We start from the raw sequence: 12,610 nt of genomic DNA on the forward strand, positions 1-12,610 counted from the left end.
ACTGCGGCGCTTTGTCCCTCGACGCCGGCCGCGGCTCCGGTTCGGGCGCGACGCATCGAAAATCGGGGCTCGCGCATTAATGTATTTAATTTGGCGACCGAGAAATGCTGTCGTAAGGTCACGAAAGCGACACAGGTCCTGGCCGCGGGAGAACAGGCGGCCGCGTCGGGGCCGAGTCCATCGGAGGTCGGCGATGAAGATCAATTACAAGCCGTTCGTCATATTCGCCATCATCGCTTTGCTCGCCGTCGCATTGGCCATGCTGTTCGATCAGCGCGGCCAGCGCACGGCCGGGCGGGACATCACCTTCAGCGAGCTGCTCGCGCAGATCGAGCTCGGACGCGTCCATGATGTGACCATGGCCGGCAATGAGATCACCGGCCATTTCATGGACAATCGGTCCTTCGTCACCTATGCGCCCAATGATCCGACGCTCGTCCAGCGCCTTCAGGCGAAGAATGTGTCGATCAGCGCCAAGCCGTCGAGCGAGGGCGGCAGCTGGTGGATGACCCTGCTGCTGAACGCGCTGCCGCTGATCGCCTTCATCGGCGTGTGGATTTTCCTGTCGCGCCAGATGCAGGGCGGCGCGGGCGGGCGGGCGCTCGGCTTCGGCAAGTCGAAGGCGAAGCTCTTGACCGAGACGCAGGGGCGCGTGACCTTCGAGGATGTCGCCGGCGTCGACGAGGCCAAGGAGGATTTGCAGGAGATCGTCGAATTCCTGCGCGATCCGCAAAAATTCCAGCGGCTCGGCGGACGCATTCCGCGCGGCGTGCTGCTGGTCGGACCGCCCGGCACCGGCAAGACGCTTCTCGCCCGCGCCATCGCCGGCGAGGCCAATGTGCCCTTCTTCACCATTTCGGGCTCGGACTTCGTCGAAATGTTCGTCGGCGTCGGCGCTTCCCGCGTGCGCGACATGTTCGAGCAGGCCAAGAAGAACGCGCCCTGCATCATCTTCGTCGACGAGATCGACGCGGTCGGCCGTCATCGCGGCGCCGGCCTCGGCGGCGGCAATGACGAGCGCGAGCAGACGCTGAACCAGCTGCTGGTCGAGATGGACGGTTTCGAAGCCAATGAGGGCATCATCCTCATCGCCGCGACCAACCGTCCCGACGTGCTCGATCCGGCGCTGATGCGTCCCGGCCGCTTCGATCGGCAGATCAATGTGCCGAACCCGGATTTCATCGGCCGCGAGAAGATCCTGAAGGTCCATGCGCGCAAAGTGCCGCTGGCGCCGGATGTGGACTTGAAGGTGGTCGCGCGCGGCACGCCGGGTTTTTCGGGCGCCGATCTGATGAACCTCGTCAATGAGGCGGCGCTGCTGGCGGCGCGTCGCAGCAAGCGCATCGTGACGCGCCAGGAATTCGAGGACGCGCGCGACAAGATCATGATGGGCGCGGAGCGCCGCACTCTGGTGATGACGGAGGAGGAGAAGCGCCTCACCGCCTTCCACGAGGGCGGGCATGCGCTGGTGCAGCTGAACATGCCGGGCTCGATCCCGATCCACAAGGCGACGATCATCCCGCGCGGCCGCGCGCTGGGCATGGTGCAGGGTCTTCCCGAGCGCGATCAGATCTCGCAGACCTATGAGCAGCTGAAAGCGATGCTGGCGCTGGCCATGGGCGGGCGCGTGGCGGAGGAGCTGGTGTTCGGCCACGACAAGGTGACGTCGGGCGCGGCGAGCGACATTCAGCAATGCACGCGCATCGCGCGGGCAATGGTGACGCAGCTCGGCTTCTCGGACAAGCTCGGCACAGTGGCCTATGCCGATCCGCAGCAGGAGCAGTTCCTGGGCTACTCGCTCGGCCGCACGCAGACGCTTTCCGAAGCGACGCAGCAGACGATCGACGCGGAGGTTCGCCGCCTCGTGGCCGAGGGCTATGAGGACGCGAGGCGCATTCTGACGGAGAAGCGCGCCGATCTCGACACTCTGGCCAATGGCCTGCTCGAGTTCGAGACGCTGACCGGCGAGGAGCTGATGGGCCTGCTGCAGGGCAAGCGCCCGGTGCGCGAGGATGTGCCGCCGGACGTTCCGCCGGCGCGCCCCTCGCCGGTCCCGTCCACCGGCCGCACCCGGCCGAGCCCCGAGCCCGACGCGGGCGGACTGGAGCCGCATCCGGTGTGAGCCTTGCAAAAGAGAGACAGGAAGGAAAAGGAAGCCCGGCGCCATCGCCGGGCTTTTTTTGCCTCGGGCTTCAGGCTTGGTCCGGCGGATGGCCAATATGAGCGGGCAGCCCGACAGCCGTCGCGCATGAGGCGCGCTCCCACAGCGTTCTCGCGATTTTGATCGCGGCGAGCGTCGACGAAAAAAGCATTGTGAGCAGCATGACGACGACGCTGATCGCGCGAATGTCACCAGAGCGCCAGACCCGGCCGCTCGCGTCGATGATTTCGCCGCTCGCGCCCGAGAGCCAGGGAATGAGATGGGTCAAGCCCGCCGCTGCGTAGAGGATGACCGCCACGAGCCGAAGCGAGGGCGCGGGCGCTGCGACGGCGGAACGCGCCAGCCATATGGCGTAGAGCTGGTAGAAGGACCAGGATGTGACGAACCATCCCGCGTAATTCGATAGCGGGACGCCGAAGTCGGGACCGCCTTCATGCCATGCCCAGGCGCCGGAGAGCGTCGAGTTCCCGCGGTCCATGACGAAATCCCACTGAGTCATCACGAAGGCCGCGATCAACGGAAGCGCGACGATATTGCCGCGCTGCCCAAGCCGCGCATCCGCATCGTCGAGCAGAATGGCCGCCATCTGCCAGGAGAAATAGCCCATGCCGAACCACAGCAGGCCGGCGACGAGCGGGATGCGTCCGACAAAGGGGAGCCCGGCGGTGACGATGAAGTGATAATGACCGAATGGAACGCCTGTCGCAGCTCCGATGTTCTCGACGATGAGCGTCACGACGAGCGTGATCACGAAAAAGGCGAGGGCGTTTTTCCAGCCGTAGACGCATCGCCCATGCGCGAGCGCGATGACGACACTGAGCACGGCGAGTGTCTGTCCCACCGGATTGGGATTCCACGACAGCGCGATTTCCGCCGCGGCGATCAGCGCCACGAAAAATGCCGAAATTGTCTCAAAGCGCGGTCTCATGACGCCCCATGACGCGAAGACTGACTCGAGTGCGAGCGCGTGTTCGCCGGGCGAATATGCGCCGAGATCCGCTGATTCAACCAATGCGCAGGATAAAAAAAGCCCGGCGAGGATCGCGCCCGCCGGGCCATAATGCCTTCTCCGTCATCGGCTCCGGTTCACACCGGATGCGGCTCCAGTCCGCCCGCGTCGGGCTCGGGGCTCGGCCGGGTGCGGCCGGTGGACGGGACCGGCGAGGGGCGCGCCGGCGGAACGTCCGGCGGCACATCCTCGCGCACCGGGCGCTTGCCCTGCAGCAGGCCCATCAGCTCCTCGCCGGTCAGCGTCTCGAACTCGAGCAAGCCATTGGCCAGAGTGTCGAGATCGACGCGCTTCTCGGTCAGGATGCGCTTGGCGTCGTCATAGCCTTCCTGCACCAGACGCCGGACCTCCGCGTCGATCGTCTGTTGCGTCGCCTCCGAGAGGGTCTGCGTGCGGCCGATCGAATAGCCGAGGAACTGCTCCTGCTGCGGATCGGCATAGGCCACCGTGCCGAGCTTGTCCGAGAAGCCGAGCTGCGTCACCATCGCCCGCGCGATGCGCGTGCATTGCTGAATGTCGCTCGCCGCGCCCGACGTCACCTTGTCGTGGCCGAACACCAGCTCCTCGGCGACACGGCCGCCCATGGCCAGCGCCAGCATCGCCTTCAGCTGCTCGAAGCTCTGCGAGATCTGGTCGCGTTCCGGCAGGCCCTGCACCATGCCCAGCGCGCGGCCGCGCGGGATGATCGTCGCCTTGTGGATCGGGATCGAGCCCGGCATGTTGAGCTGCACCAGCGCATGCCCGCCCTCGTGGAAGGCGGTGAGGCGCTTCTCCTCCTCCGTCATCACCAGAGTGCGGCGCTCCGCGCCCATCATGATCTTGTCGCGCGCGTCCTCGAATTCTTGGCGCGTCACGATGCGCTTGCTGCGACGCGCAGCCAGTAGAGCAGCCTCATTGACGAGGTTCATCAGATCGGCGCCCGAAAAACCCGGCGTGCCGCGCGCGACCACCTTCAAGTCCACATCCGGCGCCAGCGGCACTTTGCGGGCGTGCACCTTCAGGATCTTCTCGCGGCCGATGAAATCCGGGTTCGGCACATTGATCTGGCGATCGAAGCGGCCGGGACGCATCAGCGCCGGATCGAGCACGTCCGGACGGTTGGTCGCGGCGATGAGGATGATGCCCTCATTGGCCTCGAAGCCGTCCATCTCGACGAGCAGCTGATTGAGCGTCTGCTCACGCTCGTCATTGCCGCCCCCTAAGCCGGCGCCGCGATGACGACCCACCGCGTCGATCTCGTCGACGAAGATGATGCAGGGCGCGTTCTTCTTGGCCTGCTCGAACATGTCGCGCACGCGCGAGGCGCCGACGCCGACGAACATTTCGACGAAGTCCGAGCCCGAAATGGTGAAGAAGGGCACATTGGCCTCGCCGGCGATGGCGCGGGCGAGAAGCGTCTTGCCGGTGCCGGGCGGTCCGACCAGCAGCACGCCGCGCGGAATGCGTCCGCCGAGCCGCTGGAATTTTTGCGGATCGCGCAGGAATTCGACGATCTCCTGCAAATCCTCCTTGGCCTCGTCGACGCCGGCGACATCCTCGAAGGTCACGCGCCCCTGCGTCTCGGTCAAGAGCTTCGCCTTCGACTTGCCGAAGCCGAGCGCCCGCCCGCCCGCGCCCTGCATCTGGCGCGACAGGAAAATCCACACGCCGAGGAAGGCGATCAGCGGCAGGCCGTTGATGAGCAGCGTCATCAGCCAGCTATTGCCGTCCGCCGGGGGGCGCGCGCTGATGGCGACATTCTTGGCGGTGAGCTTCTGCACCAGCGACGGGTCGTTGGGCGCATAGGTGGAGAACGGACGATTGTCCGAGAAATGGCCGGTGATCTCATTGCCCGCGATCGTCACGTCGTGGACGCGACCCTGATCGATCTGCGTGAGCAATTCGCTGAAGGAGATATCGCGGATCGGCGTGCGCTGACCCGGTTGCTGGAACAGCATGACGAGCGCCACGACGAGCAGCCCGATGATCGCCCAGAGAGCGATGTTCCTGAAGTTTGCGTTCATGTCGAACCTGCGAAAGACGTGACCGTCCGAGGCCATCCTCGGCGACGGACGCCGTTCCGAGTAATCTAGGCGCGTCGTGACCGATTGCCAAGAGAAGGGCTAAAGACCGGTCCGAGCGGCGCTTCGGCCACGCGAGACGGCCGTTGAGGCGCATTTTCAGCGCGGTGTCATTCGATCGTCGTCGAATGGCTTTTTTACGGCCGGCGCGCCGCGCCCTGCCGTCGCGGCGGCTCGGGCCGGATCGTCAGCGTATCCGTCGTCAGCGCGATCTCCGCGCCGCCGAGCGTCGCCTTGAAGGAAAGCCCCGCAGCCAGCGCCTCATGCAGACGATCGCAGGCTCGCTCCTGCCGCTCGAGCCGCGCCGTCGACCCGCCGATGCGCTCGATTTCGGCCGCGACAACGCGCCGCAGCAGCTCGCGCGGCAACGCCGCCACGGGCGCCGCCGCGACGCGGAAAAGGCCCTCGCCGCGTTCGGCCGGCAGAGCGGCGGCGGCGGCGCGCGCGGCGTCGGCGAGGGCCTCCTCGGCGCGCGCGGCGCGGGCGCCGAGGCGCAGCAGCGCGTCGACGCTCAGTCCCTGCTGTTCGAGCAGCGTGGACAGGCGCCGCAGCCGCGCGCGCGCATAGGCGGGATTCTCGTTCGAAGGATCGCGAAAGAATGGCTGACCCGCCGCCTCGCAGAGCGCCTCGAGCGCCTGCTTGCGCAGGCCGAGCAGCGGCCGCAGCAGAGCGAGGCCGTCGAGGCGCGAGGCCGGCGCCATGCCGGCGAGGCCGGCGATTCCGCTGCCGCGCGCGAGGCGGAACAGGATCGTCTCCGCCTGGTCGTCGGCGTGATGCGCCGTCACGATCGCCGTCGCGCCGGTCGCGCGGGCGCATTCGGCGAGCAGGCGATAGCGCGCCGTGCGCGCGCGCTCCTGAATGCGCGTTCGCGGCTTCTCGCCCTCCCAGCGCAGAATGTGATGGGGAAGGCCGAGCGCTTGCGCCCATTCGCCGACGAGGGCCGCCTCCTCGGCCGCCTCCGCGCGCAGCCCGTGATCGACCGTGGCGACGGCGATCCGCTTCGTCTCGCGCAGCGACCAGCGCGCCGCGAGCAGCATCAGCGCCATCGAATCCGGCCCGCCGGAGACGGCGAGCAGGAGCTGCTCGTGACCCGCCAGCGGCGCCAGAACGCGATCGGGGTCGGGAACGTCAGCGGGCATGCAGGCCCGTCAGCACTGGTCCTTCCGGCTCTCGCGCTGCGCGGCCTCCTTCACGCGCGCCGGCGCGCCCGGATATTTCACCGCGATCTCGCCGAAGGAGGCGCAGGCCTGCTCCTTGGCGCCGATCGCATGCAGCGATTGTCCGAGCCGCAGCATCGCCTCGGGCGCCTGCGGGGAGGTCGGAAACTTGGTCGAGATCTCGAGGAATTTCTCCGCCGCCTCGCGGTGGCGCTCGCGCAGGAAGAAGCTCTCGCCGAGATAGAAAATCGCCTGCGGGGCGAGCTTGCTCTTGCCGTTCTTGCCCAGAAAGCCCGCAAAACCCTTTTCGGCCGCCTCATATTCGCCGAGGCGCAGGCGCGAGAGGGCGACATCGAACTCGTCCCGCGGCGATTGCGGCGCAGTAGGAGCGACGGCCGCGGCCGGAGCGGGCGGCGTCGGCGCCGCGGCGAGCGTCGGCGCCGCCGGGCCGCTGGAATAGCCATGGGTGAGGTCGAGCGGCGCGCCCGGGGAGCGCAGGTCCGAGGCCGCGGCGCCGCCCGGCCCGCCCGCAGCGAGCGGCGCGCTCGGCGGCGTGGTTCCGAGCGGGCGCGGCGCGCCCGGCGCGGACGGGTCTCGGCCCGGATCGAAGGCGTCGCCGCGCCGCAGCGAGCCGGTCCCGCCGATCGTGGCCGGCCCCGGCGCGGCGAGCGGGCCGGACGGCTCGGACGCGCCGCGCGGGGGCGCCGCGGCGGCGTCCGTCGAGCGGCGAAGCTGCTCCTCGAGGCGGCGGATTTGGTGCTGAAGCTCCTCGACCTGGCCGTTGAGCGAGCGGATTTGGCTCTCCAGCCGATCCATGCGCACGCCGGCGGCCGCGGCCTCGCGGGAGCCGCTCATTCCCTCGTCCTCGGGCTCGCGCGGCGAACGGTCGAAGAGCTGGGTCACGTCGAGACGCCGGCCGAGCGACTGCAGCCCCTGGCCGAGCCGAGCGACGCCGTCGGTCTCGGCGCCGGCGGAGCCGGAGGAGAGAGCGGCCCCGAGGGCCGCTGCAGCGAGCAATTTGCGCCGGAACAAAGAGGCCATGTTCGAATCCCGCGAACTCGGGCGAAGCGCCGAGGGCCCTAGCATAGGCGATCTTTTGGCCAAAGTCGGGCGGCGGCGCCCGGTCCGCTGCATCCGCCTCAGACGAATTCGACCCGGCTCGCGGTGAGGCTGGCGAGGCTGAAAGTCTCCAGCGTGATCACATCGGTGGCGCTCGCCGTGATCACCGTGTCGGCGCCGACCTGCTGCGCCGAGGCGAGCAGGCCGGCGAAATTGGCGAAGATTGTGCGATCGAAGCGCAGACTGTCGCCCGCCGAAAAATCCGTGACCGCATCGCGCCCGAAGGCCGGCGCAAACACGAAATGATCCGCGCCGGCGCCGCCGGTCAGCGTATCATTGCCGCCGCCGCCGGTGAGCGCATTGGCGAGACTGTCGCCGGTCAGCGTATCGGCGCCCGAGCCGCCGATTACATTCTCGATATTGCGGATCGTGTCCTCGGCGACGCCGCCGACTCTCACCTTCGCATCGGACGCGCCGTTCAGCGTCACCACGACGGATGTCGTCTTGTCGCGATAATCGGCCGTGTCGACGCCGGCGCCGCCATCCAGCCTGTCCTTGCCGCGCCCGCCCTTCAAACGATCGTCGCCGCCGCCGCCGGTGAGCGCATTGGCGAGACTGTCGCCGGTCAGCGTATCGGCGCCCGAGCCGCCGATCACATTCTCGATATTGCGGATCGTGTCCTCGGCGACGCCGCCGACTCTCACCTTCGCATCGGACGCGCCGTTCAGCGTCACCACGACGGATGTCGTCTTGTCGCGATAATCGGCCGTGTCGACGCCGGCGCCGCCGTCGAGCGCGTCCTTGCCGGACCCGCCCTTCAGGCGGTCATTGCCGGCGCCGCCGTTCAACCGGTCGCCGCCGGCGCCGCCGATCAGCGTGTCGGCGCCGCCGCCGGTGACGATCGTGTCGGCTCCGCCGGAGCCGGTGAACATGACGGAGCGATCGCCGAGTTGCGTCGCGAGATCGACTGCTCCCGGCCCGGCCAGCGTCAGCGCGACGCCGGCGTCGAGCTGATAGGCGCCGAAGGCAATCCGGGTGAACCCTTGCAGCTGCGCCGCAGAAGCGGCGACGTTGCGCGAGGCCGTGTAGAGATTCTCGACGCCGACGATGGTCGAGGCGCTGATATCGGTCAGGTAGGAATAATTGAAGGTCAGACTGTCGTTTCCTGCTCCGCCGTCGATCGTATCGGCTCCGGGGGAGGCATAGAAAGTGTCGTCGCCGGCGCCGCCGTTCAGATTGTCCGCCGCGGAATCGTCGCCGCTGAAAATGGACCCCCACAGCAGATCGTCGCCCTCGCCGCCGAACAGCGTGTCGGCGCCGGCGCCGCCATAGATCAGATCATTGCCGACGCCGCCGTCGAGCGTGTCGGCGCCGCCGCCGCCGAAGATCGAATCGTCTCCGGCTTCGCCGAAAATCCGATCGCCGTCCGTCGCCGGTCCGTCGTCGCCCGGAGCATTGACGTCGCTCCATCCGTAGATGGTGTCGTCTTCCGAACCGCCGTTCAAAATGTCGGGCGCATTCGTGCCGGAAATAATCGCCATGGTGGGGGCTCCGCAGGCGTCAAGGCGACGCGGCTGGAAAGGCGCGGCCGGAACCGTTCGCCCGCCTGTTCCGCCACCTTTGCACTATCGACATCGTTGAAACTACGTGTAGATAGTAACATGGTTCCGTTCCAGCCGGCAAGCTGCGGCGATGCTGCACGGAGGACTTCGGCCACTTCGACGAGCGAGCTTGTCGCCCGAGCTGCGGCTCGCGTCGTTCGGAGGGCGGAGCGGCCTTCGCGCGCGCATAAAGGCTGCGCCGCCGGCGCTCTTTTACTCGCCGCCGTCGTCGCCATGGGGCGCGCGTTCGGCGCCGAGGCCGCGCCGTGCTCCTTGGAGGAGTCGGCGCCTGTCGAGATCGCCGCCGTCGACGCCGATCTCGACCTGCTGACGCAGGACGGGCGGCGCATCGCTCTGGCGGGAGTGGAATTCCCCGCCGGCCCGCTGCGTGAGCGCTCGCGCGCCCGGCTGGAGGCGCGGCTCGCGGCGGGACGGCTGGCGTTTCTTTCGGCCGCCGCCGCGGTTCCAGACCGCTGGGGCCGCATTGCGGGCGGCCTCTATGTGGAAGGGGAGGGCGACGAAGCGGCGCTCGCGTCGCTGGCCGAGGCGCTGCTGCGCGAAGGTCTCGCGCGCTTTCGCCCCGATCCGGCCGCAATGCCTTGCCGCAATGGCCTGCTGGCGGCGGAGGCGGAGGCCCGTCGACGCGGGCTTGGACTTTGGACGGCGGGCGAGTATGTCGTCGTGGACGCCGGCCGGCCCGATCTGCTCGCGGGGCGCACGGGCATGGTCGTCGTCGAAGGCGTTCTCGGCGGGATCGGCGAGGCGGGCGGATCCCTCTATTTGAATTTCGGACCGAGACGATGGGCGGATTTCGCCGTCGTGATCTGGAAGGGTAATATCGAGGCGTTCGAGCGGTCGGGGCTCCGCTTGCGGACGCTTTCGGGCCGGCGCGTGCGCGTGCGAGGATTGATTGACACAGCTTACGGACCGCGCATGGAGCTCGTTTCTCCCGCGCAGATGGAGATCGTCGGCGCGCCCTGACCGAAGCTGCGAGCGAATCGCGCCGCGGCTCCTCGCGGCGGCGCTCCTGCTCGCTGCCGGCGGCTGCGCGCAGCTCGAGCGCCAGGGCGAGATGCTCAACGCCGGCGCGGCAAATCTCGGGCGGCTGCCCGCCGCCGTGCCGCGCGTCGTCGGCGTCGAGACCCAGACCAGCGCCGAGCACAAGGAGCTGGTGGCGCAGTTCGGCGGCGAATATCGATTCCCCGCGGCGGAGCGATATCTCGACGATATATTGGTCAAGCTGGCGCAGGCGGGCGACACGCCCAATCAGTCCGCCTATAAGGTGACCATTCTGAACACGCCGGTGGTCAACGCCTTCGCTCTGCCGAGCGGCAACCTCTATGTCACGCGCGGCCTGCTGGCGCTCGCCGGCGACGCCTCGGAGGCGGCGGCGGTGATGGCCCATGAGATCGCCCATGTGACCGCGCGCCACAGCGCGTTGCGCGCCGAGCGCGAGCGCGAGGCGGAGGTGATCAGCAAGGCCGCGGCCGTGATCCAGAGCAAGCAGAAGAGCGAGGATGTGCGCGCCTCGCAGCGCCTGTCCTTCGCCGGCTTCTCGCGCCTGCAGGAGCTCGAGGCCGACGCCGTCGGCGTGCGCGTGATCGCCAAGGCGGGCTTCGACCCTTACGGCGCGTCGCGGTTCCTCGCCGCGCTCGGCAGATCGGCCGATCTGCGCGCCGCGCTCTACGGAAAGAAGCACACGGCCGATCTCGACATTCTGGCGACGCATCCGTCGACGCCCGACCGCATCGCCAAGGCGATCGCCGCGGCGCGGCAGATCGCCGCGCCGGGCGTCGGCGCGCGCGATCGCGCCGGCTATCTCGCGGCGATCTCGGGGCTCGCCTATGGCGACGATCCCAACGAGGGTTTCGTGCGCGGCCGCAAGTTCACGCATCCGCGGCTGCGCTTCGCCTTCACCGCGCCCGAGGGCTTTCTGCTCGAAAACTCGAGCGAGGCCGTGTTCGGCGTGAAGGAGCACGACGACGAGGCGCTGCGCCTCGACAGTGTGCGCGCCCCGGCCGGCCAGACTCTCGAGGCCTATGTCGAATCGGGCTGGGTCGACGGTCTGCTGCGCTCCACGGTGCGCCGCGTCGAGATCAACGGCCTGCCCGCCGTCGTCGCCAGCGCGCGCGCCGGCGAGTGGAATTTCAAGCTCGCCGTCATTCAGCTCGGCGACGAGCTCTATCGGCTGATCTTCGCCGTGCGCGCGCTGAACGAGGACGTCGAGCGCCGCTTCATGACCTCGGCTCAGAGCTTCCGCCGGCTGGGCTGGGAAGAGACTTTGGACGTGCGTGGCCTGCGCGTCTCCGTGGTGACGGCGAGCGCGCAGGACACGCCCGAAACGCTCGCCGCCCGCATGGTGACGCCCAATCGGCCGCTCGACTATTTCCTGCTCCTCAACGGCCTCGAGCCGCAGGACCGGCTCACGCCCGGCGAGCGCTACAAGCTCGTCACCGAATAAACGGCCGCGCCGATGGAACCGGAGCGCCCGTGACAACGTTGTCCAACCGCTAGAATTCTCGCGGGTTGGGCGGGCCTCGAGGCGTAGCGCCTCCGTCGAGATTCTCTTCGAGCCAGGCGTCGATAGCGCAAACCGTGTCAGATCGATCGATGTTCGGTCGATCGCTTTTTCTGCGCGCGTCGACAGGCCCCGCGGAGGCGTTAATGGCGTATTTGCCCGGAGTTGGACGCGAGCTCGTCAAGGCGGCGATGGAAGCGCCTTTTCTCGAGCGCGAGGAAGAAAAGCAATTGGCGATTGCCTGGAAGGACCGGCGCGACGGCGAGGCGCTTCACAAGCTCGCCTCGGCGCATATGCGTCTCGTCATCGCGCTGGCGGTGCGGTTTCGGCACTACGGGCTGCCGGTCGCCGATCTGGTGCAGGAGGGGCATGTCGGGCTGCTGGAGGCCGCGGCCCGCTTCGCGCCGGAGCGCGACGTGCGTTTCTCCACTTACGCGACGTGGTGGATCCGGGCGTCGATCCAGGACTATGTGCTGCGCAACTGGTCGATCGTGCGCGGCGGCACCAGCTCATCGCAAAAGGCGCTGTTCTTCAACCTGCGCCGGCTGCGCGCCAAGCTCGCCCATGCGCCGCAGTCCGCCGCCGAGGCGAGCGACGCTTTTCAAGCGATCGCCGGCGCGATCGGCGTCTCGCGCGCCGATGTGGAGCTGATGAACTCCCGTCTCGCGGGCTCGGACATTTCGCTCAACAGCCAGCTGATCGAGGACGATTCGGCGACCTCGGCCGAGCGCATGGATTTTCTCGTCGACGATCGGCCGCTGCCCGACGAGATCGTCGAGGACCGGCTCGATTCCGACCGTCGCGCGCGCTGGCTCGCCGACGCGCTGAAGCTGCTCTCGGAGCGCGAGCTGCGCATCGTGCAGGAGCGGCGCCTCAGCGAGAGCCTGGTGACGCTGGAATCGCTCGGCGATCGGCTCGGCATCTCCAAGGAGCGCGTCCGCCAGATCGAGAACCGCGCCTTGTGCAAATTGCGCAAGGCGCTCGTCCGCGCGCAGGATCAGGCGGCGCCCGAGTAGGAGGGGCCTCCGAGCTCTTTCGAGAACGA

General features: G+C 68.3%; 9 protein-coding genes. 4 read left to right on the forward strand and 5 right to left on the reverse strand.

Features of this window, described 5'->3' with window-relative positions; all coding sequences use genetic code 11:
- Nucleotides 1-193 precede the first annotated feature (193 nt).
- The gene (gene ftsH, locus K3F48_RS04950; RefSeq protein WP_222574314.1) at nucleotides 194-2,122 is read left to right on the forward strand and encodes an ATP-dependent zinc metalloprotease FtsH; all 1,929 of its coding nucleotides are present in this window, start codon (nucleotides 194-196) and stop codon (nucleotides 2,120-2,122) included.
- 70 nt (nucleotides 2,123-2,192) lie between these two features.
- On the opposite strand, the gene K3F48_RS04955 is transcribed toward ftsH (K3F48_RS04950), so the two are convergent.
- The 5 genes from K3F48_RS04955 to K3F48_RS24715 all read right to left on the reverse strand — a co-directional run bounded on the left by K3F48_RS04955 (nucleotide 2,193) and on the right by K3F48_RS24715 (nucleotide 8,987).
- Nucleotides 2,193-3,053: a carotenoid biosynthesis protein gene (locus K3F48_RS04955; protein WP_222574315.1), complete on the reverse strand. Its 861-nt coding sequence runs from the start codon at nucleotides 3,051-3,053 to the stop codon at nucleotides 2,193-2,195.
- A 194-nt stretch (nucleotides 3,054-3,247) separates the two neighbouring features.
- Nucleotides 3,248-5,173: an ATP-dependent zinc metalloprotease FtsH gene (gene ftsH, locus K3F48_RS04960; protein WP_222574316.1), complete on the reverse strand. Its 1,926-nt coding sequence runs from the start codon at nucleotides 5,171-5,173 to the stop codon at nucleotides 3,248-3,250.
- 194 nt (nucleotides 5,174-5,367) lie between these two features.
- The gene (gene tilS, locus K3F48_RS04965) at nucleotides 5,368-6,369 is read right to left on the reverse strand and encodes a tRNA lysidine(34) synthetase TilS (RefSeq protein WP_222574317.1); all 1,002 of its coding nucleotides are present in this window, start codon (nucleotides 6,367-6,369) and stop codon (nucleotides 5,368-5,370) included.
- Nucleotides 6,370-6,378: 9 nt separating this feature from the next.
- Nucleotides 6,379-7,428: a tol-pal system protein YbgF gene (ybgF, locus tag K3F48_RS04970; RefSeq protein ID WP_222574318.1), complete on the reverse strand. Its 1,050-nt coding sequence runs from the start codon at nucleotides 7,426-7,428 to the stop codon at nucleotides 6,379-6,381.
- Between the two features lie 98 nt (nucleotides 7,429-7,526).
- Complete coding sequence (locus K3F48_RS24715) at nucleotides 7,527-8,987, reverse strand: calcium-binding protein (RefSeq protein WP_222574319.1); 1,461 nt, start codon at nucleotides 8,985-8,987, stop codon at nucleotides 7,527-7,529.
- A 294-nt stretch (nucleotides 8,988-9,281) separates the two neighbouring features.
- Between K3F48_RS24715 and K3F48_RS04980 the strand changes: the two genes are divergently transcribed.
- From K3F48_RS04980 to K3F48_RS04990, 3 genes are all read left to right on the forward strand, one after another.
- Nucleotides 9,282-10,028, forward strand: a complete 747-nt coding sequence (locus tag K3F48_RS04980; protein ID WP_222574320.1) for a thermonuclease family protein — start codon at nucleotides 9,282-9,284, stop codon at nucleotides 10,026-10,028.
- A gap of 91 nt (nucleotides 10,029-10,119) precedes the next feature.
- The gene (locus tag K3F48_RS04985) at nucleotides 10,120-11,508 is read left to right on the forward strand and encodes a M48 family metalloprotease (RefSeq protein ID WP_222574321.1); all 1,389 of its coding nucleotides are present in this window, start codon (nucleotides 10,120-10,122) and stop codon (nucleotides 11,506-11,508) included.
- Nucleotides 11,509-11,711: 203 nt separating this feature from the next.
- Nucleotides 11,712-12,581 (forward strand): RNA polymerase factor sigma-32, encoded by an 870-nt coding sequence (locus K3F48_RS04990; RefSeq protein ID WP_222574322.1) that lies wholly within the window; start codon nucleotides 11,712-11,714, stop codon nucleotides 12,579-12,581.
- Nucleotides 12,582-12,610 lie beyond the last annotated feature (29 nt).

It is taken from the genome of Methylosinus sp. Sm6 (assembly GCF_019802345.1).
Taxonomy (GTDB): Bacteria; Pseudomonadota; Alphaproteobacteria; order Rhizobiales; family Beijerinckiaceae; genus Methylosinus.

Excerpts from the sequence above, each read along its gene's own strand:
- ftsH (WP_222574314.1), top strand. The coding sequence starts at position 194 with ATGAAGATCAATTACAAGCCGTTCGTCATATTCGCCATCATCGCTTTG.
- ftsH (WP_222574316.1), bottom strand. The coding sequence starts at position 5,173 with ATGAACGCAAACTTCAGGAACATCGCTCTCTGGGCGATCATCGGGCTG.
- tilS (WP_222574317.1), bottom strand. The coding sequence starts at position 6,369 with ATGCCCGCTGACGTTCCCGACCCCGATCGCGTTCTGGCGCCGCTGGCG.
- ybgF (WP_222574318.1), bottom strand. The coding sequence starts at position 7,428 with ATGGCCTCTTTGTTCCGGCGCAAATTGCTCGCTGCAGCGGCCCTCGGG.
- K3F48_RS24715 (WP_222574319.1), bottom strand. The coding sequence starts at position 8,987 with ATGGCGATTATTTCCGGCACGAATGCGCCCGACATTTTGAACGGCGGT.
- K3F48_RS04980 (WP_222574320.1), top strand. The coding sequence starts at position 9,282 with ATGGGGCGCGCGTTCGGCGCCGAGGCCGCGCCGTGCTCCTTGGAGGAG.
- K3F48_RS04985 (WP_222574321.1), top strand. The coding sequence starts at position 10,120 with ATGCTCAACGCCGGCGCGGCAAATCTCGGGCGGCTGCCCGCCGCCGTG.
- K3F48_RS04990 (WP_222574322.1), top strand. The coding sequence starts at position 11,712 with ATGGCGTATTTGCCCGGAGTTGGACGCGAGCTCGTCAAGGCGGCGATG.